This window comes from Mycolicibacterium sp. XJ870 (genome assembly GCF_053483975.1).
On record NZ_JBEFTI010000007.1, the window covers coordinates 183,085 to 205,316 of the forward strand.

General features: G+C 67.1%; 24 protein-coding genes and 1 riboswitch. Of the genes, 13 read left to right on the forward strand and 11 right to left on the reverse strand.

Annotated elements, in window-relative coordinates; translation table 11 throughout:
- Positions 1-41 precede the first annotated feature (41 nt).
- Positions 42-1,589, forward strand: a complete 1,548-nt coding sequence (locus ABQF30_RS23155) for an MFS transporter (protein ID WP_448468352.1) — start codon at positions 42-44, stop codon at positions 1,587-1,589.
- Positions 1,586-2,074, forward strand: a complete 489-nt coding sequence (locus tag ABQF30_RS23160) for a DUF2771 domain-containing protein (RefSeq protein WP_448468168.1) — start codon at positions 1,586-1,588, stop codon at positions 2,072-2,074. Before ABQF30_RS23155 ends, ABQF30_RS23160 begins: the two co-directional genes overlap by 4 nt.
- A 10-nt stretch (positions 2,075-2,084) precedes the next feature.
- Here ABQF30_RS23160 and ABQF30_RS23165 read toward each other — a convergent pair whose 3' ends face one another.
- Complete coding sequence (locus ABQF30_RS23165) at positions 2,085-3,098, reverse strand: glutathione S-transferase family protein (RefSeq protein WP_448468170.1); 1,014 nt, start codon at positions 3,096-3,098, stop codon at positions 2,085-2,087.
- A 27-nt stretch (positions 3,099-3,125) separates the two neighbouring features.
- Positions 3,126-3,536: a cold-shock protein gene (locus tag ABQF30_RS23170; protein ID WP_448468172.1), complete on the reverse strand. Its 411-nt coding sequence runs from the start codon at positions 3,534-3,536 to the stop codon at positions 3,126-3,128.
- Positions 3,537-3,726: 190 nt separating this feature from the next.
- On the opposite strand from ABQF30_RS23170, the gene ABQF30_RS23175 reads away from it, so the two are divergent.
- From ABQF30_RS23175 to ABQF30_RS23190, 4 genes are all read left to right on the forward strand, one after another.
- Positions 3,727-4,137, forward strand: coding sequence for a YccF domain-containing protein (locus ABQF30_RS23175; protein ID WP_448468174.1), 411 nt, complete (start codon positions 3,727-3,729; stop codon positions 4,135-4,137).
- Positions 4,134-5,195, forward strand: coding sequence for a GTP 3',8-cyclase MoaA (moaA, locus tag ABQF30_RS23180; protein WP_448468176.1), 1,062 nt, complete (start codon positions 4,134-4,136; stop codon positions 5,193-5,195). The genes ABQF30_RS23175 and moaA overlap by 4 nt, the downstream gene beginning before the upstream one ends.
- A complete protein-coding gene (locus ABQF30_RS23185) occupies positions 5,196-5,462 on the forward strand; it encodes a MoaD/ThiS family protein (RefSeq protein WP_448468178.1) in 267 nt (88 codons plus the stop codon).
- 246 nt (positions 5,463-5,708) lie between these two features.
- A riboswitch (cyclic di-AMP (ydaO/yuaA leader) is annotated at positions 5,709-5,890 on the forward strand.
- A gap of 8 nt (positions 5,891-5,898) precedes the next feature.
- Positions 5,899-7,404 (forward strand): transglycosylase family protein, encoded by a 1,506-nt coding sequence (locus tag ABQF30_RS23190; RefSeq protein ID WP_448468180.1) that lies wholly within the window; start codon positions 5,899-5,901, stop codon positions 7,402-7,404.
- 6 nt (positions 7,405-7,410) lie between these two features.
- Here the strand turns inward: ABQF30_RS23190 and ABQF30_RS23195 are convergent, their stop codons facing one another.
- The 4 genes from ABQF30_RS23195 to ABQF30_RS23210 are packed head-to-tail and all read right to left on the reverse strand — an operon-like array spanning position 7,411 to position 9,017.
- Complete coding sequence (locus ABQF30_RS23195; RefSeq protein WP_448468182.1) at positions 7,411-7,839, reverse strand: molybdenum cofactor biosynthesis protein MoaE; 429 nt, start codon at positions 7,837-7,839, stop codon at positions 7,411-7,413.
- A 28-nt stretch (positions 7,840-7,867) separates the two neighbouring features.
- Positions 7,868-8,347 carry a MogA/MoaB family molybdenum cofactor biosynthesis protein gene (locus tag ABQF30_RS23200; protein WP_448468184.1) on the reverse strand — a complete coding sequence of 160 codons (480 nt, stop codon included), beginning with the start codon at positions 8,345-8,347 and terminating at the stop codon, positions 7,868-7,870.
- A complete protein-coding gene (gene moaC, locus ABQF30_RS23205; protein WP_448468186.1) occupies positions 8,344-8,817 on the reverse strand; it encodes a cyclic pyranopterin monophosphate synthase MoaC in 474 nt (157 codons plus the stop codon). Before moaC ends, ABQF30_RS23200 begins: the two co-directional genes overlap by 4 nt.
- Positions 8,818-8,819: 2 nt before the next feature.
- Positions 8,820-9,017: a hypothetical protein gene (locus ABQF30_RS23210; protein WP_448468188.1), complete on the reverse strand. Its 198-nt coding sequence runs from the start codon at positions 9,015-9,017 to the stop codon at positions 8,820-8,822.
- Between the two features lie 94 nt (positions 9,018-9,111).
- Here ABQF30_RS23210 and ABQF30_RS23215 point away from each other — a divergent pair, with 94 nt between their 5' ends.
- Entirely contained in the window at positions 9,112-11,367 is a 2,256-nt protein-coding gene (locus ABQF30_RS23215; protein WP_448468190.1) for a helicase-associated domain-containing protein, read from the forward strand.
- Positions 11,368-11,481: 114 nt separating this feature from the next.
- Positions 11,482-13,131 (forward strand): DNA repair helicase XPB, encoded by a 1,650-nt coding sequence (locus ABQF30_RS23220; RefSeq protein WP_448468192.1) that lies wholly within the window; start codon positions 11,482-11,484, stop codon positions 13,129-13,131.
- Between the two features lie 104 nt (positions 13,132-13,235).
- Here the strand turns inward: ABQF30_RS23220 and ABQF30_RS23225 are convergent, their stop codons facing one another.
- Together ABQF30_RS23225 and ABQF30_RS23230 are read right to left on the reverse strand one after the other, a co-directional pair.
- The gene (locus ABQF30_RS23225; protein WP_448468194.1) at positions 13,236-13,580 is read right to left on the reverse strand and encodes a cupin domain-containing protein; all 345 of its coding nucleotides are present in this window, start codon (positions 13,578-13,580) and stop codon (positions 13,236-13,238) included.
- A 160-nt stretch (positions 13,581-13,740) separates the two neighbouring features.
- Positions 13,741-14,244 (reverse strand): lipoprotein LpqH, encoded by a 504-nt coding sequence (locus ABQF30_RS23230; protein WP_448468196.1) that lies wholly within the window; start codon positions 14,242-14,244, stop codon positions 13,741-13,743.
- 259 nt (positions 14,245-14,503) lie between these two features.
- Between ABQF30_RS23230 and ABQF30_RS23235 the strand changes: the two genes are divergently transcribed.
- Both ABQF30_RS23235 and ABQF30_RS23240 read left to right on the forward strand, forming a co-directional pair.
- Entirely contained in the window at positions 14,504-14,701 is a 198-nt protein-coding gene (locus ABQF30_RS23235) for a hypothetical protein (RefSeq protein WP_448468198.1), read from the forward strand.
- A 33-nt stretch (positions 14,702-14,734) separates the two neighbouring features.
- Positions 14,735-17,344 carry a LuxR C-terminal-related transcriptional regulator gene (locus ABQF30_RS23240; protein WP_448468200.1) on the forward strand — a complete coding sequence of 870 codons (2,610 nt, stop codon included), beginning with the start codon at positions 14,735-14,737 and terminating at the stop codon, positions 17,342-17,344.
- Positions 17,345-17,356: 12 nt separating this feature from the next.
- Here ABQF30_RS23240 and ABQF30_RS23245 read toward each other — a convergent pair whose 3' ends face one another.
- Positions 17,357-18,346 carry an LLM class F420-dependent oxidoreductase gene (locus tag ABQF30_RS23245; protein ID WP_448468202.1) on the reverse strand — a complete coding sequence of 330 codons (990 nt, stop codon included), beginning with the start codon at positions 18,344-18,346 and terminating at the stop codon, positions 17,357-17,359.
- Positions 18,347-18,367: 21 nt separating this feature from the next.
- Positions 18,368-18,811, reverse strand: a complete 444-nt coding sequence (locus ABQF30_RS23250) for a universal stress protein (protein WP_448468204.1) — start codon at positions 18,809-18,811, stop codon at positions 18,368-18,370.
- Positions 18,812-18,906: 95 nt separating this feature from the next.
- Between ABQF30_RS23250 and ABQF30_RS23255 the strand changes: the two genes are divergently transcribed.
- Both ABQF30_RS23255 and ABQF30_RS23260 read left to right on the forward strand, forming a co-directional pair.
- Complete coding sequence (locus tag ABQF30_RS23255) at positions 18,907-19,332, forward strand: pyridoxamine 5'-phosphate oxidase family protein (protein WP_448468206.1); 426 nt, start codon at positions 18,907-18,909, stop codon at positions 19,330-19,332.
- Between the two features lie 4 nt (positions 19,333-19,336).
- A complete protein-coding gene (locus tag ABQF30_RS23260) occupies positions 19,337-19,924 on the forward strand; it encodes a class I SAM-dependent methyltransferase (RefSeq protein ID WP_448468208.1) in 588 nt (195 codons plus the stop codon).
- On the opposite strand, the gene ABQF30_RS23265 is transcribed toward ABQF30_RS23260, so the two are convergent.
- On the reverse strand, positions 19,921-21,747 hold the full coding sequence (locus ABQF30_RS23265) for a S9 family peptidase (RefSeq protein ID WP_448468210.1): 1,827 nt from the start codon (positions 21,745-21,747) through the stop codon (positions 19,921-19,923). The two genes, ABQF30_RS23260 and ABQF30_RS23265, sit on opposite strands and share 4 nt — an antisense overlap.
- 54 nt (positions 21,748-21,801) lie before the next feature.
- Here ABQF30_RS23265 and ABQF30_RS23270 point away from each other — a divergent pair, with 54 nt between their 5' ends.
- On the forward strand, positions 21,802-22,224 hold the full coding sequence (locus tag ABQF30_RS23270) for a PPOX class F420-dependent oxidoreductase (RefSeq protein ID WP_448468212.1): 423 nt from the start codon (positions 21,802-21,804) through the stop codon (positions 22,222-22,224).
- Positions 22,225-22,232: the final 8 nt, after the last annotated feature.

A 22,232-nucleotide genomic window follows, 5' to 3' on the forward strand; every position in this document is an offset into this window, starting at 1 on the left:
CGCCGCGGCCGCCAGCCGATCGTGGTGCGGAACATCCCGGAATGGCCAACTACCCCAGCGATGAAACACACCGCCCGCCGCGCAGGGAACGCGGGCCGTCCGGCACCAGCTCCAACCGCTGGCTGCCGCCGCTGGATGACAAGCCGACTGCCGAACACCGCACGGAGCCACCGCGCGCCGCCGACACCGCGGCCGGCGAGAAGGTCACCGTTACGCGCGCCGCAGCGGCCCGCAGCCGCGAAATGGGTTACCGCATGTACGGTTTGGTTCACCGAGCGGCCACCGCCGACGGCGCCGACAAATCCGGACTGACCGCGCTGACCTGGCCGGTGGTGGCGAACTTCGCCGTCGACGCCGCGATGGCCGTAGCCCTCGCCAACACCCTGTTCTTCGCTGCCGCCAGCGGGGAATCCAAGAGCAAAGTCGCGCTGTACCTGTTGATCACCATCGCACCGTTCGCCGTCATCGCGCCGCTGATCGGGCCCGCGTTGGACCGGTTACAGCACGGTCGCCGGGTGGCGCTGGCCGCTTCGTTCGCGTTGCGCACCGTGCTGATCGTGGTGCTGATCGCCAACTACGACGGCGTCACAGGCAGCTATCCATCCTGGGTGCTCTACCCGTGCGCGCTCGGCATGATGGTGCTGTCCAAATCGTTCTCGGTGCTGCGCAGCGCGGTCACCCCGCGCGTGCTGCCCCCGTCGATCGACCTGGTGCGGGTCAACTCCCGGCTCACCACATTCGGCCTGCTCGGCGGCACCATCGTCGGCGGCGGCATCGCAGCAGGCGCCGAATACCTTTTCAACCTCGCCCACCTGCCCGGAGCGCTGTACGTGGTGGTCGCCGTCAGCGTCGCCGGTGCGGTGTTGGCGATGCGAATACCGAAGTGGGTCGAGGTCACCGAGGGTGAAGTGCCCACGACGCTGAGCTACCACGGTGGCTCGGGCGAACTGCGCCGTCACCCCGGCAAACCCAAGGCCGAACGTCAACCGCTGGGCCGCAACACCATCACCGCGCTGTGGGGCAACTGCACGATCAAGGTGATGGTCGGCTTCCTGTTCCTCTACCCCGCGTTCGTCGCCAAAGCTCACGATGCCAGCGGCTGGGAGCAGCTGCTGATCCTCGGGTTGATCGGGGCGGCCGCCGGCGTCGGCAACTTCGCCGGAAACATCGCCGCCGCCCGGCTCAAACTCGGCCATCCCGCCCAGCTGGTGGTGCGTGCCGCCGTCGCGGTCACCGCCGTCGCGCTGGCCACCGCACTGACCGGCAACCTGCTGGTGGCCGCCGGTGCCACCCTGGTGACCTCGGCCGCCAGCGCCATCGCCAAGGCCTCGCTGGACGCGTCCCTGCAGGACGACCTGCCCGAGGCGTCGCGCGCCTCGGCGTTCGGCCGCTCGGAGTCGGTGTTGCAGCTGGCTTGGGTGGCCGGCGGCGCGACCGGCGTGCTGATCTACACCGACCTCTCAGTCGGATTCACTACGATCACCGCCGTGCTGATACTCGGCCTGGCCCAGACCATCGTGAGCTACCGCGGCGAATCGCTGATCCCCGGCTTGGGCGGTAACCGCCCGGTGCTGGCGGCCCCGCAGTGAGGCGGACACTGGCGATCCTGGCGGTCGTCGTCGTGCTGGCCATCGCCGGAACCGCGGTCGGGCTGTGGCGGCTGAGCAGCGGGCACGGCGAGCAGCTGCCCCAGATCAGCGCGTACTCGCACGGGCATCTGACCCGCGTCGGGCCGTTCCGGTACTGCCCGGTGCTCGACCTGAACAACTGCCAGGAGCCGCGGGAGTCGGGCGAGCTGCCGGTCACCGAGGACAATCCCGTTCAGGTCTCGGTGCCGTCAGCGATCGCCCGCGCGCCGTGGCGGCTGCTGCGGGTGTACGAAAATCCGGTCGACACAACGGTTTCGGTGTACCGGCCCGAGACCACCCTGGCGGTGACGGTCCCGACCGTCGATCCGCAGCGTGGCCGGTTGACGGGTTTGGCTGTCCAGTTGCTGACGCTGGTCGTCGACCAGGACGGCGAGGAGTTCGCGCTGCCGCACGCCGAATGGTCGATCAGCACCGTGTGGCCGTGAGCAGCCGGCCCTAGGCGGAATGCCCGGCGGGCACCCGTTCGCCCTGCGGCGTCGGCCCCGGCGGTGTACCGTCGCCGAACGGCCTGCCGCCCAAGGATTCCCGGCCGTGCGGAGTCAGCCAGTCGGCCAGCTCCGGCCCCTTGGGCACGATCTGCGTCGGGTTGATGTCCTTGTGCACGATGTAGTAGTGCTGCTTGATCTGCACGAAGTCGATGGTGTCTCCGAAACCGGGGGTCTGGAACAGATCCCGGGCGTAGGCCCACAGCACGTCCATCTCGGCGAGCTTGGACCGGTTGCACTTGAAATGGCCGTGGTAGACGGGGTCGAACCGGGCCAGCGTCGTGAACAGCCGCACATCGGCCTCGGTGATGGTGTCGCCCACGAGGTAGCGCTGGGTGGCCAGCCGCTCTTCGAGCCAATCGAGTGCGGTGAACAACCGGTCATACGCGGTGTCGTAGGCCTCTTGTGAGCCCGCGAAACCGCACCGGTACACGCCGTTGTTGACCTCGGTGTAAATGCGCTTGGCGACGGCGTCGATCTCCTCGCGCAGCGGCTCCGGATACAGCGCAGGGGCGCCCTCGCGGTGGTAGGCGGTCCACTCGGTGGAGAAATCCAGCGTCATCTGGGCGAAGTCGTTGGTCACCACCTCACCGGAGGCCACCTCGACGATCGCGGGGACCGTGATGCCCTTCGGATAGTCCGGGAACCGCTTGAAGTAGGCGTCCTGCAACCGCGGGATCTTCAGCACGGGGTCCAGGCCGTCGGGATCGAGATCGAACGTCCAGCTGCGCTCGTCGTGCGTCGGGCCGCAAAACCCAATGGACAGCACACTTTCCAGGCCGAGCAGCCGGCGCACGATGATCGTTCGGTTGGCCCACGGACAGGCCCGCGCCACGATCAGCCGGTACCTCCCCGGCTCGACCGGATAGTCACCGTCACCCCCGTGAGCAGTGATGCGGGTGCTGATGTAGTTGGTGTCGCGGTTGAATTCGCCTGCGCCGGCGACGTAGGAGCCCTGGGCCATACCTACATCTTGCTCCAGCGGGACGCGTCAGGCGTCGAGCTCCTGCGCGACGGCCTTGACCACCTCGGACACCCGGCGGGCGACCTTGCGGTCGGGGTAACGACCCTTACGCAGCTCCGGCTGCACCGCGCTCTCCAGCAGCGTGATCATGTCCTCGACCATGCCGTGCAGTTCGTCGGGCGTGTGCTTGTGCTCGGGACGCTCGGCTTCACGCCGGGTGCGGCTCAGGCTCGGCGGCGGGTCAATGAGCTTGACGCTCAACGCCTGCGGACCGCGGCGGCCTGCGGCAACGCCGAACTCGACCCGTTGGCCGGCCTTGAGCCCTTCGACACCCGACGGCAGGGCCGAGGACCGGACGTAGACGTCCTCGCCCTCTTCCTGCGACAAAAAGCCGAAGCCCTTTTCGGCGTCGTACCACTTAACCTTGCCGGTCGGCACTGGTCCTCACCCGCTCGTCATGATTCGCTCGAACATGGACACACAAAGCACGCGCCCCGGTTGCGCCGGGACGCGATGTGGTGATCCTACTCGTGCTGTATTGCTCCTCGCGTCCGCGCGCCCACCCCAAGGCCTTCACCTTGATTACTCGGTAGGCTTGAGCCACCGCTGAAGGAGAGATGCGCGCGATATGCGAGTGATACTGAATATCATCTGGTTGATTTTCGGCGGCCTGTGGTTGGCCCTCGGATACCTGCTGGCCGCGCTGATCTGCTTCGTCCTGATCATCACCATCCCGTTCGGGTTCGCGTCGCTGCGTATCGCGGCCTACGCCCTGTGGCCGTTCGGGCGCACAGTCGTCGACAAGCCCGGGCCCCGGCCCGGTGCGCTCGTCGGCAACATCATCTGGGTGATCCTGTTCGGTATCTGGCTGGCGATCGGCCATGTGGTCAGCGCGGTGGCCATGGCGATCACGATCATCGGGATCCCACTGGCGCTGGCCGATCTCAAGATGATCCCGATTTCCCTGATGCCGCTCGGCAAGGACATCGTCCCGGTGGACAGGGCGCGCGCGGTGGCCACCTCACAGGCGCCCGTATGACAGTGACCCCACTCGGGTTGCCCACGGTGGCCACTCCCCGCGACGACGCTTCCCCGGCTCCGGTGGACGGCCCGCTGATCGACACCTACGGCCGGGTCGCGAAAGACCTGCGGGTGTCGCTGACCGACAAGTGCAATCTGCGCTGCACCTACTGCATGCCCGCCGAGGGGCTCGACTGGCTGCCCGGCGACGCGCTGCTGAGCACAGCAGAATTGGCCCGGCTGTTGCGCATCGCCGTCACCCGGTTGGGTGTGACGAGCGTCCGGTTCACCGGCGGCGAGCCGTTGGTCACCCGCCATCTCGAAGAAGTCGTGGCTGCGGCCGCCGCACTGTCGCCCCGACCCGAGATCACGTTGACCACCAACGGCATCGGGCTGGCGCGCCGCGCTGCCGGCCTCAAAGAAGCTGGGCTCGACCGCATCAACGTGTCCCTGGACAGCGTCGACGCGGCACACTTCGCGCGCATCACGCGCCGCGACCGCCTGGCCGACGTGCTGGCCGGGCTGGCCGGCGCCAAGGCCGCCGGGTTGGACCCGGTGAAGGTCAACGCGGTGCTGGATCCGGTGTCCGGGCTCGATGACGCGGTCGAACTGTTGCGGTACTGCCTGGATCACGGATATCAGCTCCGCATCATCGAGCAGATGCCGTTGGACGCGGGCCACAACTGGCGGCGCAGCGATGTGATCGACGCCGACCGGATACTGCAAACCCTGCGCCGCCACTTCGACCTGCAGCCAGATCCGAGGCCGCGGGGCTCTGCGCCGGCCGAGGTGTGGCAGGTGGACAACGGGCGGGGCACCGTGGGAGTCATCGCGTCGGTGTCGCATGCGTTCTGTTCGGCCTGCGACCGCACCCGCCTGACCGCTGACGGCCAGATCCGCAGCTGCCTCTTCTCCAGCGAGGAGACCGATCTGCGCCGCCTGTTGCGCAGCGGAGCTGACGATGCCGGGATCGAGGCGGCGTGGCGCGCGGCGATGTGGGCAAAGCCCGCCGGCCACGGCATCAACGATCCGAGTTTCGTCCAGCCCGTGCGGCCGATGAGTGCGATCGGCGGGTAGATGGAGACAGCGACGACAGTGCGGGTCGACATCCGGTATTTCGCTGCCGCAGCCGCGGCAGCCGGAGTTGAGACCGAAACGTTAGACATCGCGACGGGAACGACGATCGCAGCGCTCATCGAGCAGCTCGGCCGCCGCAATCCGGAGCTCGCGCGAGTATTAAAGCGCTGCTCGTACCTGTGCGACGGGGTGGCGGTCCGCGATACCGCCAAGAGTGTTTTAACGTCGTTGACGCTCGATGTGTTACCCCCGTTCGCCGGAGGATAACGTGATATGCGTCACATAACGAAATGGTCACGAGCTGGCTACAGCGCGGTGGAGCGGCCGCACGACCTGCAAGAACGCGCGAGCAACCTGCACCTTTAAAGGTCTTTTATTTTTTGCCACAGGCGAAAACGCCCGAAGTCGCAAAAGATGACGGGATAGCGGGGACCGGTTACCGTTCATTTCCAAGCCAATCGACCCTAATCGGCTGGCCCACCTCCTCCGATCGCGCCGAGCTCCATCCATCGGGCGGGGGTTACGACGAACCACAAGGATGGAGGCGGGGGACCCACCGGTCCACCGATTTATCAGGACCAGGAGCCGCTTGCGGCCCCTTGGGGTGAAGCCGGCATCGTTTCGACGCCGCCGGCCGGGTGACCTCTCCTACCCGAACCCGACAGCTGACCTCGTGGGCGCATACGAGAGGACCTTCACGCTTATGAGTGGACGGCACCGCAAGCCTGCCTCATCATCATCAGCAAAAAACGTCGCCAAGATCGCCTTCACCGGAGCTGTGCTCGGTGGTGGCAGCCTCGCCATGGCCGGTCAGGCAATGGCAGCGACCGACGGCGAATGGGATCAGGTAGCCCGCTGCGAGTCCGGTGGCAACTGGGCCATCAACACCGGCAACGGTTACCACGGCGGATTGCAGTTCTCCCCCAGCACGTGGTCCGGTCACGGCGGCGGCGAGTACGCACCCGCGGCCTACATGGCCACCAAGGAAGAGCAGATCGCAGTCGCCGAGCGCGTCCTGGCCAGCCAGGGCAAGGGCGCATGGCCCACCTGCGGCCGTGGTCTCTCCGGGTCCACTCCACGCAACGTCATCAATGAGCCTGCGCCGCAACCCCTGGACGCACCCGCCGTCAATGGCCAGCTGCCGCCACCGCCCGCCCCGTTCGCCCCACCGCCTCCGCCGGTGAATCCCCCGGTCGACATGCTGGCCGCCCCGGCCCCGATGCCCGCGGCTCCGCCGCCGCCCCCGCTGCCTGCACCCCTGCCGCCCGCCCCGGCGCCTGAGGCACTCCCGCCGGCCCCGGCTCCCGCACCTGAGGCGCTGCCCCCGGCTCCGTTGCCCGCACCCCTGCCGCCCGCCCCCGCCCCTGAGGCACTCCCGCCGGCCCCGGCTCCTGTGGCACCCGCTCCGATGGACGCGCCTCCGCCTCCGCCGCCGGCTCCCGAGGCCCAGATCATCGACGCCGCGCTGCAGGTTCCGCCCGCTCCGCTGGATGCCCCACTTCCTGCGGCACCCATCCCGGCGCCGCCGGCTGATGCACCCCCGCCGCCTCCTCCGCCTCCGGTCGAGCCCGCACCGCCGGCTCCGCCGGTCGACCCGGCCGCCATTGCGGCGCCCGCACCCGCGGACTGGGACCAGGTTGAGCCGCCTGCCGACCAGCCGCAGACCTGGGCCCTGCACGCCGGCGCCCCGCTGCCGCTGGATCCGGTGTTGCCGCCGGCTCCGGCACCAGCCCCGCCCGCGCCTGCCGCCGGCCCGGCCCCCGTCGCCGCACCGGCGTCGGATCCGCTGGCCCCGCTCAACGGCGTGCCCGCGGTTCCGGCCAACGGCGTGCCCGCGGCCCCGCTCAACGGCGTGCCCGCGGTTCCGGCCGAGGGCGTCCCGCACCTGGCCAGCCCGGAGAACCTGCCGCCGGGCACCACCGACAGCCCCGCTCAGGTTCCAGGTCAAGGCCCGAACGTGACCTACCTGCGGGAGATCTGGCACGCCATTCAGACTCAGGACATCAGCGGCAAAGATGCTCTGCTGGCGCTGACCCAGCGTCCGCTGACCTCGGCCCCTCCCGGTGGCCAGGCCCCGAACCTTCCGGTCGGCGCGCCGGTGGATCCCGCCGCTCCGGCTGCGCCCGTCGCCGCCCCGCTGGATCCGGCCGCGCCGGTTCCGGCTCCGGCGCCAGTGGGAGCACCCGCCCCGGTCGCGCCGCCGGCCTGAGTGCGCTCAGGCGGAGCCGACCCATTCGTCGGTGCCGTCGGCGAAGTGCTGGTGTTTCCACACCGGTAGTCGCTCTTTGACGGTGTCGACGAGACGGGCACAGGTTTCGAACGCCGCCCTGCGATGGTCCGCTGCCACAGCGGCCACCAGGGCGGCGTCTCCTATTTGCAGGGCACCGATGCGGTGGCTGACCGCGATGGCCCGGACACCGGTACTGGTCGCTGCGACCTCGGCCGCTACGTCTTCCAGAGTCCGCTGCGCGGTCGGATGCCCGGAGTACTCAAGCCTGGTGACCGAACGGCCGCCATCGTGATCGCGGACCACACCGGCGAACCCCACGACAGCTCCAGCGCCTTCATGCGCCACGAGCGCCTCGTATTCGGTCAACGAGATCGGCTGATCGGTCAGCTCGACGCGGACGACAACAGCGCTCATCGGTACTGTCTCCTCTTCGCGCAAGCGCTCATCGGCTGTGATCCCGGCCGGCGAGCTGATCCAACGCATGCTCCAGCACATCGGCGAGCACGCGCAGCCCGTCCTTCACGCCACCGGGTGAGCCAGGCAGGTTGACGATGAGGGTGCGCCCGGAAACCCCGCACACGCCACGGGAGAGCACCGAGGTGGGCACCTTGGGCAATCCGGATCGGCGGATCGCATCGGCCAGCCCGGGAATCTGATAGTCCAGCACGGACAGGGTCGCTTCCGGCGTGACGTCGGTCGGCGAGATTCCGGTGCCGCCGGAGGTGACGATGAGGTCGACGTGCTCGGCAAGCGCCGAGCGCAGCGCGTCACCAACGGCGCTGCCGTCCGGAACCACCATCTGCTCGGTGACGTCATACCCACGGTTGGCCAGCCAGCCGACGATGAGCGGGCCGGTCCGATCGTCGTAAACCCCGGCCGCCGCCCGGGTGGAGGCGATAACGACCCGGGCTGAACGCGTCACTGCGTTGGTCTTTCCCACAAACCCGTTTTACCGCCTTCTTTACGCACGACGCGGATGTCGTCGATACGTGCGGCGGGGTCGACGGCCTTGATCATGTCGTAGAGCGTCAATGCGGCCACGCTGACGGCGGTCAGCGCTTCCATCTCCACGCCGGTCCGATCGGTGCTGCGCACGGTGGCGGTGATCGCGACCGCGGCGTCGCGCACATCGAAGTCCACGTCGACACCGGTGAGTGCCAACTGGTGGCACAGCGGTATCAGGTCAGGCGTGCGCTTGGCGGCCAGGATGCCCGCCACCCGCGCCGTCGCCAACGCGTCGCCCTTGGGCAGGCCGCCGGAGGCGATGAGAGCCACCACGTCAGGACGGGTCAGCAGCGTGCCTGCAGCCACCGCGGTGCGTTTGGTGACGTCCTTCGCCGTGACGTCGACCATGTGGGCGGCGCCGGACTCGTCGAGGTGCGATAGTCCCACCGTTACCTGTTGACGACGGTGATCGGCTGGATGAACGGCAGCTCATCGGCTGGCAACGGAAAGGTGAGGTCACCGAACGGGGACAGCGCGCCGGTGCGGTCGGTCGCGAGCTCGCTCACGGCGTGGTCGTCACCGTCGGAGAGAACCGGCCAGCCATTGTCGACGTACTGTTTCTTCTTCTTGTCAGCCACGCTCAACATTGTGGCAGGCTCCTTCCCCGGTCGCGAGGGCGGCGGGCAGGAGCGAAGCGACCGCGGGATGTAGATAGCCGGGCTGCTTTACGCTGGTCAGGATATGACCGCCGCACAGACACCAGGGATTCCTTTGGGCGCCTGGTTGGCCGACCTCTCCGACGAGGGACTCATCCGGCTGTTCCAACTGCGGCCCGACCTGAGCCAGCCGCCGCCCGGCACCATCGCGGCGCTGGCCGCCCGTGCCACATCGCGCCAGTCGGTCAAGGCCGCCACCGACGCGTTGGACTTCCTGCGGCTGGCGGTTCTCGACGCGCTGTTGGTGTTGCACGCCGATACCGGTGCCGTTGCGGCAACCGAGGTCACCGCACTCCTGGGCGACCGCGTCGACGACACCGCCGTACTCGCGGCACTCGATGATCTGCGTGATCGTGCGCTGGTCTGGGGCGAATCGGTGGTTCGGGTCGCCCCCGAGGTCGCATCGGGGCTGCCGTGGGTTCCCGGCCAGGCGGCGGTGGAGGTGTCGGGGCGGAGCGCCGACGAGATCGCCGCGTTGCTCGAAGGACTCGACGAGGCGCAGGGCGACCTGCTCGGACGGTTGTTGGAAGGCTCGCCGGTGGGCCGCACCCGCGACGCCGCACCGGACACCCCACGCGATCGGCCGGTGCAGCGGCTCCTGGAGGCCGGGCTGCTCCGCCAGATCGACAACGAGACCGTGATCCTGCCGCGGCTGGTCGGACAAGCGCTGCGCGGTGAGGTGCCGGGCCCGGTGGAGCTGACCGCACCCGAATTGAAGGTGACCACCACAACGGTCACCGACGTCGACGCAGTGGCGGCCGGCGCAGCGATCGACCTGTTGCGCGAAGTCGAGCTGGTGCTCGAAACCCTGGGCGGCTCACCGGTTGCCGAGCTGCGCAACGGCGGGCTCGGGGTGCGTGAAGTCAAGCGGCTGGCCAAGACCACGGGCATTGACGAACCCCGGCTCGGACTGCTGTTGGAACTCGCCGCGGCGGCCGGGCTGATCGCCGCGGGGATGCCGGAACCGGATCCGGGCGAGGGCACAGGACCGTACTGGGCACCGACGGTGGCTGCCGACCGCTTCGTCGAATCGCCGACCGCGGTGCGCTGGCAGCTGCTGGCGTCGACCTGGCTGGACCTGCCCGCCCGGCCCGCGCTCATCGGCATCCGCGGACCGGATGGGAAACCGTTTGCGGCGCTTTCGGATTCGCTGTACTCCACGGCGGCCCCGCTGGATCGCAGACTCTTGCTGACGGTGCTGGCCGAACTTGCACCCGGTTCCGGTGTGGACGCCGCCGAGGCGTCCCGGGCGATGATCTGGCACCGACCGCGTTGGGCGGCGCGCTTACAGCCCGGCACGGTCGGTGACCTGCTGACCGAGGCACATGCCCTGGGGATGGCGGGCCGCGGCGCGATCAGTACGCCCGCCCGCGGTCTGCTGGCCGACGACCCGGCCGAGGATGTGCTGGCGGCGATGTCGAAAGCCCTGCCCAAACCGCTGGATCATTTCCTGCTGCAAGCCGACCTCACAGTCGTCGTGCCCGGGCCGCTGGAGCGGGATCTCGCCGAGGAGTTGGCTGCGGTGGCCACCGTGGAATCGGCAGGCGCGGCGATGGTGTACCGGATCAGCGAAACCTCGGTACGTCGGGCGCTCGATTCCGGACTCACCGCCAGCGAGTTGCACGGCTTCTTCGAGAAACATTCGAAAACCCCTGTACCGCAAGGTCTTACCTATCTGATCGATGATGTCGCGCGCCGGCACGGCCAGTTGCGGGTCGGCATGGCGGCGTCGTTCGTGCGGTGTGAGGATCCGGCGCTGCTCGCCCAGGCCGTCGCCTCCCCCGGCGCAGCCAGGTTGGAGTTGCGGCTGTTGGCGCCGACCGTCGCGGTATCGCAAGCCGGGATCGCCGACGTGCTCGCCGTGCTGCGCGACGCCGGGTTCGCTCCCGCTGCCGAGGACTCGACCGGCACCGTCGTCGACATCAGTGCGCGCGGCGCCCGCGTCGTCGCGCCGACACGGCGCCGGGTGTACCGGCCGGGTACGCCACCGACCGCGCAGACGCTGGGCGCGATCGTCGCGGTGTTGCGGAAGGTGGCGGGCGGGCCGTTCGCCAATGTCCGCCTCGACCCTGCGGTGGCCATCACCCAGTTGCAGGAGGCGGCGATCGGGCAGACCTCGGTGGTGATCGGCTACGTCGACCCCGCCGGCGTCGCGACCCAGCGGGTGGTCTCGCCGATCAACGTTCGCGGCGGCCAGCTGACCGCCTACGATCCGGCGGCCGGCCGGGTTCGGGAGTTCGCCATCCACCGCGTCACCTCAGTGGTGTCTGCTGATTCCTAGCTTCGGCGAGCGTGCGTGTCTGCCGGGGGCCACGCCGCCAAAGACCAGCAGTTTGCGCACCCTCGCACCCACCGATCGGGTGGCCTTGTCGGTCGAACCGGAATAATGGACAGAATGACTGACGGCCCCCTGATTGTGCAGTCCGATAAGACGGTGCTGCTCGAAGTCGACCACGAGCTGTCGGGTGCCGCACGTGCGGCGATCGCGCCGTTCGCCGAGCTGGAACGTGCGCCCGAGCATGTGCACACCTACCGCATCACGCCGCTGGCGTTGTGGAATGCCCGCGCGGCGGGCCACGACGCCGAACAGGTCGTGGACGCGCTGGTGTCGTTCTCCCGCTACCCGGTGCCCCAACCGCTGCTGGTCGACATCGTCGACACCATGGGCCGCTACGGCCGCCTGCAGCTGGTCAAGCACCCTGCGCACGGGTTGACGCTGATCAGCCTGGACCGCGCGGTGCTCGCCGAGGTGCTGCGGAACAAGAAGATCGCCCCGATGCTGGGTGCGCGCATCGACGACGACACCGTGATCGTGCACGCCAGCGAGCGCGGCCGGGTCAAGCAGATGCTGCTCAAGATCGGCTGGCCTGCCGAGGACCTGGCAGGCTACGTCGACGGCGAAGCGCATCCGATCTCGCTGGCCGAGGACGGCTGGGTACTGCGGGACTACCAGCAGATGGCGACCGATTCGTTCTGGGCCGGCGGCTCCGGTGTGGTGGTGCTCCCCTGCGGCGCCGGCAAGACGCTGGTCGGGGCGGCGGCCATGGCCAAGGCCGGCGCGACGACGCTGATCCTTGTCACCAACACCGTGGCCGGCAGGCAGTGGAAACGCGAGCTGATCGCCCGCACTTCGCTCACCGAGGAGGAGATCGGCGAGTACTCGGGCGAGAAGAAGGAGATCCGGCCCGTCACCATCGCGACGTACCAGGTGATCACCCGCCGCACCAAGGGCGAGTACAAGAACCTGGAGATCTTCGACAGCCGCGACTGGGGTCTGATCATCTACGACGAGGTGCACCTGCTGCCGGCGCCGGTGTTCCGGATGACCGCCGACCTCCAGTCCCGGCGACGGCTGGGCCTGACCGCGACGCTGATCCGCGAGGACGGCCGCGAGGGCGACGTGTTCTCGTTGATCGGACCCAAGCGCTACGACGCGCCGTGGAAGGACATCGAAGCCCAGGGCTGGATCGCCCCCGCCGAATGCATCGAGGTGCGGGTGACGATGACCGACAACGAGCGCATGCTCTACGCCACCGCCGAACCCGAGGACCGCTACAAGCTGTGCTCGACGGTGCACACCAAGATCGCGGTGGTGCGCTCGATCCTGGAGCGTCATCCGGGTGAACAGACCCTGGTGATCGGCGCCTATCTCGACCAGCTCGAGGAACTCGGGGAGGAACTGAACGCCCCGGTGATCCAGGGGTCGACGAAGAATGCCGAACGCGAGGCACTGTTCGACGCCTTCCGACGCGGTGAGATCACCACACTGGTGGTGTCGAAGGTGGCCAACTTCTCCATCGACCTCCCGGAAGCCTCTGTGGCCGTGCAGGTTTCGGGCACCTTCGGGTCACGCCAGGAAGAGGCCCAGCGGCTCGGACGGCTGCTGCGGCCCAAGGCAAGTGGTGGCGGTGCGGTGTTCTACTCGGTGGTCTCCCGGGACTCGCTCGACGCGGAGTACGCCGCACACCGGCAACGGTTCCTTGCTGAGCAGGGCTACGGCTACATCATCAAAGACGCCGACGACCTGCTGGGGCCTGCGATCTGAGCGTGCGCAGCCACCGCCCCTACGCGTGCGTTGAGATTGCGCTGAGGGGGCGGATTCTGCGGATCAGCGACCCTCACGACAATCTCAACCGCCAAGTCCGTCCCTCACGTATGCGGCCCCATGGTTTTGACGACCGTCAGCAACACCACCGAGTCTTCGAGCGCCTTGAGTGTGTGGCGTTCGCGCGGAACCACGATGTGGTCGCCGGGCGATCCCTCCCAGCCGTTGGTCGAGTTGGCCAACCGCACCCTGCCCTCGATCACCTGCAGCGTGGCCTCGCCCGGGCTCTCGTGCTCGTCCAGACCGTTCCCTTTGGCCAGCGCTATCAGGGTCTGACGCAGGGCGTGCTCATGGCCTCCGTACACGGTGTGCGCGCTGCGTCCGCTGTTGGCCGTGCGGGCTGAGGCCAACTGCTGACGCGCAAGCGCGGTAAGCGAGATCTTCTCCATAACTTGGATCGTGCCACTTCGGGCCGTCGATTTTCCGGCAGCTCAGCGCATTGTTATGAACGACGTCAGCGCCCGTCACCGCGCTCGTAACGCAGTGGCGGTTGGAGGCGAGTGTTTCCACCGTGGCGTTACGAGAGCGGATCGGCAGGAGGGTCCCGCGCTAGCTGCAGCTCACCTTGATGGTGAACGGTTTGGTGATCATCCCGGCCATCGGGTTTTTCAAGTCGGCACCTTGCGCCTCACCGGAAATGGTGAAGGTATCCCCGTCCACCGTCACCTCGGCCGAGCCCGTCTTGACGCCCATCATGTCGCTGACGCCCAGGGCATTCCCGTCGACCACCAGGGCCACCGACTCGACCCTCGGCGTGGCCTCATCGGACATCACGACCGCGACTGTCTGCTGCGGGCCGGCCGCACCGCTGCCGATGCTGATCTTGCCGCCCTGCCTGACGCAGGAGACCGAGGCCGGGTCCAGACCCGCCAGGTCGCCGCCGTCGACGGTGACCTGGGCGCCTCCACCGGTGCTGACGTTGGCATCCTCGGCGGCCGCAGCGGGGGTTGCCGGCGCCTCCGGGGCGGTGCTGCTGCCTTTGTCGTCGGAGCAACCGACCAGCACGCCAGCGCCGGCCGTCAGTCCGACCAAAGCCACGACAATTCGATTCATCGATCTTCCCTTTCATTTGAGCGTCGCCGCCATAGCAGCGCGGTGGAGCAGTCAATGCGGACCCAAATCGCAACCGGTCCCGAGTTATTCGGCTCAGGATGAAAGTGAACGTAAAGCGCTGGCCATCGGGTGACTGAGGTAACGCGCTACCCCAGTTTTGCCAGCGCTGTTACCCCAGCACACAGTGTCGGGATCGGATTCGGATTGGGGTAGCCGATTACCCCACTTCGATGTTCACGAAAGCGTCAATCTCGTTTCTATGGCCACCGATCCGCCCAGGACCGAATACCTGCAGCGCTTGCCGTTGCCGTATGCGACCGCGCTTCGACTGCGCGATGCGGGGATCGCCGACGAAGTGATCGCGGAGCGTGTCGGGGTGGACCTGGACACCTTGCCGACGTTCATGCGAGTCGCCGAAGCCAAACTTGCAGCGGCATCCGGCCAACCACAGAGCTAAAGCGTGAGCCCTGTACCAGCTAAAATCATGCCGATGATCCGCCGGTGGCCCCTGGTCGGGCGCTCCGAGGAACTTGCGGTGATCGCCGATGCCACTCGGGTGACCACCGAGCGCGCGCGCGGGATCGTGCTGTCAGGCAGTGCTGGTGTCGGCAAGACGCGGTTGGCGCGCGAAGCCGTCGCCGGCTGTGGTCCGCGGAATGCACGCCGGCACTGGATCGTCGGCACCGCATCGGCCCGCAGCGTCCCGCTGGGGGCTTTCGCCGACATCGCCAGCGACTTCGGCCCCGACCCGCTACGGCGGGTCCGTGAGGTGATCGACGGACTAGTCGGCGATCGCCACAATGGCGAGGTGGTCATCGGTGTGGACGATGCCCATCTACTGGATGACCTGTCGGCGTTCACCGTTCATCAGCTCGTCATTCGCCGACTGGCCACCGTCATAATGACGATCCGCTCGGGAGAATCGCCGCCAGACACCATCACTGGCGTGTGGAAAGACCAACATTTGGAACGCCTTGAACTGCAACCACTCTCGCTTGTAGAGACCACAATTCTGATCGAGAAGGTGCTGGACGGCCCGGTGCAATCTCTGTGTGCACGGCAACTTTGGCAGTACACCCAAGGCAACGCCCTGTATCTGCGTCACCTTCTCGAAAACGAGGTGCACGCCGGCCGGATGGCACGGCATTCAGGGATGTGGCTCTGGGACGGCCATCCCGCGCTCTCACCGACGCTCACCGAGATCCTCGAGGCGCGGATCGCCCAGATACCCACCGCGATCCGAGGTGTGCTTGACGCGCTCGCGGTCACCGAGCCGTTGGATACCGATGTTCTGGCTGCGATCACCGATCCGGACGCTCTCCCCGAGGCCGAAGCACTCGGCTTGGTAAACGTTGACTCCCGTGTCCGGCCCCCGATGGTGCGGCTGGCACACCCCATGCTCGGAGAGATCCGCCGCACCGATTCCTTTCGGCTCAGGCGACTTCGCGGGCAGATCGCCGCCGAGCTGGCTCGAAAAGGCGATACCGATCCGCGAGACCTGGTGCGCCGCGCGGTGCTCGCGATGGAATCAGATCTCGCACCCGATCCGGAGCTCTTACTCGCCGCCGCGTCGGCGGCGATGCAACTGCTGGACCAGCGGCTCGCAGCGACCCTGGCAGAGCGGGCCGTAGCAGCCGGCGGTGGCTACGAGGCGCGGATGGCCCAGGCGATGGCGAACTTCTGGCTGGAGCGGCCAACCGAGGTGGAGTCGATACTCGGAGAACTCGCCGGCCAAACAACCGGGCCGGCCAGAACACAAGTCGCGATCATGCGTGCCACGAATTTCGCCGCGGAGCTGGGTAAACCGGCCAGTGCGGAACAGGAGCTCAACAATGCGCTTGTCGCCGACGACGATGTCGCGCAGCCGATCGAAACCGCCCTCCTTGCGCTGATCGACCTGGTGCGCGGTCACTCCAGGGCTGCGGTCGAAGTGGCCGTCACCGCCCACGCCGGCTCTCCTGGTAGCGACGTCGCGAAAATGCTACTGATCTGGGTTTTGGTCACCGGGTACGGCGATCTCGGGCAAATCGACGAGATCGATCCGGCTGCGGATCGCGGGTATCGCCTCGCTGAGAGGTCAGAGGAGGTATCGCACGCGAGGTTCCAAGTGGCGTTCCTGCAGGCGAACGCGTACCGACGCGCGGGCGCGATAACGACATCGGACGCCACCATCGCTCGCATTCGGCGCGAAACTCTCGATATTCCGTTTGAGGGCTCGTGGCACAGCGTGCTTGTTGGCATGTCTGCAATGAGCCGAGGTGCTCTGGATGACGCGCGGCGTTCATTGCGGGAATCCGTTGCATACCTGGGTACCGGCGACAGCGGGCGCATGGTGAAGTCATTCGGGCGGACGTGGTTGACGACTGTGACCGCCATGGCCGGACGAGCGACCGACGCACGCCGTGAATTCGATGCCATTGAGTGGTGGGCCCAAGACTCCGATGCCTGCATCTTTGACCCGGAAAGATCCATCGCGGAGGCTTGGACGTGCGCCGCCGAAGGCGCTGTATCACAGGCAATCTCGATCGTGCGTGACGCGGCGGCGAAGGAATCTGAACTCGGCCGCCCCGCATGGGAGGTCGTACTTCTGCAAACGGCGACCCAGTTCGGCGACCACACCACCGCCGCGAGGCTGGCGGAGTTGGCCGATCGTGTGCAGGGCCCCCGCGCACCCGCCGCCACCGCCCATGCCGCCGCGCTGGCAGCAGGCAACGGCGATCGACTGGTCGAAGCATCAGCTCAATATGAGGCGTTCGGCGATCGCCTCGCCGCCGCCGACGCGGCCGCCCAGGCTGTCATCGCCTACGCGAATGCCGGATTGCGCGGCGCGGCACTGACCGCCTCGGCCATGGCTCAGCGGCTGGCAACCGAATGCCAAGGGGCTCAGACCCCAGCGCTCCGGGCCGGGACGACGCCACAACCATTCACCGCCCGGCAGCACGAGATAATTTCGCTTGCCGCACAAGGACTTTCAAACAAGAATATTGCGGAACGGCTCACCATGTCGATCCGCTCCGTCGAAGGCCATCTCTTTCGCGCCTCCCAACGCGTCGCAGCCAACAGCCGCGAACAACTGATCTCCATCCTGCACGGTTCCTGAACCGCCTCGCAGCTAGCTCAGCGCAGGAATGACCTTCTGCTCGAACAGTTCGATACCCGAGCGGTCGTAGGCAGCTTCCGGGAAATACATGATCGCGTAGTCACATCCGAGGTCGCGCATCCGTTGCAGCTTTTCGACCACTTGTTCCGGCGTGCCGGAAGCAGATTCAGGTGCGTTGATGGTCGAGAGCATGGCGTCGACGGCAGCCTCGCCGGCCACTGGAACCTGACGCTCCCGGATCCGCGCGACGCGGTCTTTCACGTCGCTTTCTGTGTCACCGATCACGGCGTTGAAGTTGGCCGACCGCACGATCGCGTCGTAGTCGGTGCCAACCTCCGCACAGTGCCCGGCCAGCACCTGGGACTTGTGCGCGAAACCCTCCGGCTCGGAGGTGAAGTTGGTGTAGTGCGCGTACTTGGCCGCGATGCGCAGGGTCACCTTCTCGCCTCCGCCGGCGATCCAGAGTGGAATGCCATTGTCCTGCAGCGGTTTCGGCGCGACGATCGCATCGTCCACCTGGTAATGCTTACCGGCGAGGCTGACGCGGCCGTCGCGCCAGGCGTCGCGCATGATCTGCACGCCCTCGTCGAGCCGGCCCAGCCGCACGCCGGCCGACGGGAAACCGTATCCGTAGGCCCGCCACTCGTGCTCGTACCAACCGCCACCGATGCCCATCTGCACGCGGCCCCCGGAGATGATGTCGGCGGTGGCCGCCACCTTCGCCAGATAGACCGGGTTGCGGTAAGACATCGCCGTACACATCTGCCCGAGCTTGATCCGCGACGTCGTCGCCGCATACGCCGACATCAGCGACCACGCCTCATGGGTGGCCTCATCGGTGGGCACCGGCACAGTGTGGAAATGGTCGTACACCCACAACGAGTCCCAGGCACCCGTGTCGGCATAGGCGGCGAGGTCACGCATCACCGGCCAGTGGTTTTCAGTGGGGATGTCAACGAGATCGAGTCGCCAACCCTGCGGGATGAAGAGTCCGAAGCGCATGGCTCTCGACTCTACGACGGGTCAGTCGGTGGTGTGGACGATCAACACGTCAGCCTTGGCCCTGGTCGCCACAGCACCGGGTACCGAGAACAACCGCCCGAGGACCGCGTTCAGTCCGGCGTTGCCAACCACCAGCAGATCTGCGTTGACCTTCTCGGCAAGGTCGACCAGCGCATGTACCGGAGCATCCTCGATCGAGCGTTCCTCGATGTCCGTCGCACCGGCCGCCGTGGCGCGCTCGCGGGCATCACGCAACATCTCGTATATCGGCGCGTTACCCCGCACCCGATAGCCCTCATCCCTGAGCGCGTCGGCCGCGCGCAGATCATCCTTGTGCTGGGCGTATCCCGTCGCAATGACCAGCTTCGCGTTCGACTCGGCGGCAACCCTGCCGGCGCGTTCGACCGCACGCAGTGACGACTCTGAGCCGTCGGTCCCGACCAACACGGTCTGATAGGCCGCCATTTAGCCTCCCGGCATCGTCTGCATGGACACGGTGACAGTAACCCGCCAGTGCAACTCGTCGGTCGAAATCGTGCGAGCTGACTACCCTGGCCCGCATGGCCCTTTCCAAGGAAGAACGCGAACAGTTTCTGGCCGAGCCGCACATCGCCGCGCTTGCGGTGAGCGCCGGCGACAAGCGCGGACCGCTGACGGTCCCCATCTGGTACCAGTACAGCCCGGGCGGTGAACCGTGGGTGATCACCGGCAACGGCTCACGCAAGCACCGCCTCATCGAGGCAGCCGGAGAGTTCACGCTGATGGCCGAGCGGCTGGAGCCGACGGTGCGTTACGTCGCCGTCGACGGACCGGTCAGCCGCATCGAGCCGAGCACCGACGAACAACTCGTCGAGATGACCAAGCGCTACCTGGCGCCGGAGAAGGTGGACGCCTACCTGGAATTCGCGCGGCGCGAGCACGGTGCCAGCGTCGCCGTCTTCCTCAAGCCGCAGCATTGGTTGTCGGCCGATCTGGGGGCGATCTGACCTCATGACCTCCCGGCAACGCTTGTTCCGGGTGTTCTACCGGCTCGGGTTCACGCCGTGGGACGGACACCCGCTCGCGCGCAGCATGACCGACCTGGTGGAGGGCGCCTCGTTGGCACCCGGTGCCGCACTCGACCTCGGATGCGGCACCGGGGACAACGCGGTGTACCTTGCCGAGCACGGCTGGCGGGTCACCGGTGTCGACTACGTCGACAAGCCACTGGTCAAGGCCCGCGCCAAGGCCGGCGACCTGCCCGTCACGTTCGTCAAAGCCGATGTGACACAGCTCAGTTCAGCGGGCATCGGCGCCGGTTTCGATTTGATCGTCGACAGCGGCTGCCTGCACGGGATGAGCCCGGACGACCGCGACGGATATGTCCGCGAGGTGGCTGCGGTGGCCGCCCCGGAGGCGCGGCTGCTGATCGTGGCGTTCGTCCCGGGGGGATCTTTAGGCGTGCCCGGGATATCCGAAGCCGAAGTCGAGCGTCGCTTTTCGACAGACTGGACCCTGCTGAGCTCCGGCAGCGAGCCCGCGATGGACCACAACGGCAAGAACCCGGCGCGGTACTACTTGTTCAGTCGCGTGTCTTAGGGCTCGGCCCGGCCACCAAGGTGCTTGGCCAGGAACCGATCTGCCCGATGGTAGAAGTCGAGGCGATTCTCGGGCTTGGCGAAACCGTGGCCCTCGTTCTCGTACATCACGTACTCGTGATCGATGCCGTGTTCGGTCATGGCGGCGACGATCTGCTCGGACTCCGCACGTTTGACCCTCGGATCGTTCTCCCCCTGGGCGATCAGCATGGGGATTCTGATGGCTTCCACTCGTGAAAGCGGCGACCGTGACCACAGGAAGTCGGGATCCTCGCCAACTCGCTTGTGCCACAGCGCGATCATCGGCTTCCAGTATTCGGGGAACGACTCGATGAGAGTATTCAGATTCGAAGGGCCGACCATCGAGATCGCGCACGCGAACACGTCCGGCGTGAACGTCGCGCCGACGAGCGCCGCATACCCACCGTAGGAACCGCCGTAGATCGCCACCCGCTCGCGGTCGATGACTCCCTGCCCCGCCAGGTAGTCCACGGCATCCAGAAGGTCGTCGTGCATCTTGGCGGCCCACTCACGGTTGCCTGCGTTGAGGAAATCCTTGCCGTACCCGCTGGAGCCGCGGAAATTCACCTGAATGCACAGGTAGCCGCGGTTGGCCAGCCACTGCGCCTCGGGGTCAAGGCCCCACCCGACGCGTACCCATGGGCCGCCGTGTACGTCCAAGACAGCGGGAAGATCGGTGCGTTCCACATCCGGCGGGAACGACAGGTAGCCGTGGATCGTGAGACCGTCCCGTGCGGTGAAGCTGAACGGTTCCATCGGCACCAACGGGTAGTCGTTGAGCTCCGGAAGGTGATCGAACAGGAATGTCGCGGTCTGCGACGCCCGGTCCCAGATGTAGAACTTCACCGGCCCCGCATCGTGATCGAACGCGACGAGCCACATGGTGTCATCGTCGCTACGTTCGCTGATCACCAGCTCCCCCGGGTGGAGCCGTTGAAGCGCTTCGATGTCGTCCCGGATCGAGTCGTCGAAGATCCGGTACTCCTGCCGCTCGGCGTACACCGTCACGCCTTGGATTTCACGGGTGTCCGGATGCATGATGACCCTGCTGATGTCATAGGTCGGATCCTCGGCGATCACCTCGGTGGCGCCGGTTTCGATGTGCATCTTGACGATTCGCGACGTGTTCGAGCCGACCGACGTCTGCAGATACATCGCCGTGCCGTCCTTGGTGAAGCCGACGGGACCCGTCGACTCGGCGTCTTCTGGCGACACTTCCAGCAGTGACCGCCACTCCGATGCCTCGTCGTCGCGCACCAGAATCACCATGCCGCCGTCGGCGGTCGGGGTCACCGCACCGCGCACCAACAGGTCGTCATCGACCACCCAGCCGAGGTAGCCGGGGTTCTCGAGGATCTTGCGCAGCTCGCCGGTCGTCAGGTCGAGGTGATACACATCGTGCAGCTGCGGGTTGTCCTTGTTGATGGCGATGAGCACGTCATTCGGAAATCGCTTCTGGTGCGCGATGAGTCGGCACTGCACGCCGTCCATGGGCGTGAGGTCGCGCTCGGCTCCGGTCTGCAAGTCGACGTCGTACAACCGGAAGTTCTCACTGCCGTCCTTGTCGCGGACGTACATGAGGTGGCGGTTGTCGTGGGCCCACAGATACCCCTGTATCCCGCGTTCCGTGTCACGGGTGACCGGCTGCTCGTTGCCCGCGCCGATATCACCGACGAATACGTTCAGCACGCCGTCAAGCGGTGCGAGGTAAGACAACCGCGTGCCGTCGGGCGAGATCTGTGCCGCTGCCCGCTCCGGGTGACCCAACAGCACGTCGAGCGGAATGAGCTTTGTCTCTGCCATTGTGGCCCCCGGTCATCGTGGCAATGCGATCAATAATGAACGTACCGTGGCAACATGACCGAACTTTCCGATGACGTCGTCAAGTTCCTGTCCGAAGGCACTCGCACCGCTGTGATGGGTTGGGTCGCCGCCGACGGCCGGCCGTTGGCCGCACCGGTGTGGTTTTTCGTCGACGACGGCGAACTCGTGTTCAACACAGGCAAGAACACCGCCAAGGGCCGGGCACTCGCCCGCGACCCCCGCGTCGTGTTGTGCATCCACGACGACGATCCGCCGTATTCATTCGTGCAGATCCAGGGTGTGGCCAGGATCAGCGAGGACCCCGGCGAGTTGCTCGCCACCGCGACCCGCAGCGGCGGCCGTTACATGGGCGCGGACCGTGCCGAGGAGTTCGGCAGACGCAACGGTGTGCCGGGGGAACTGGTGGTCCGGGTCAGGCCGACCAAGGTGCAAGCCGCATTTGACCTGGCGGAGTGAGGTGGCGG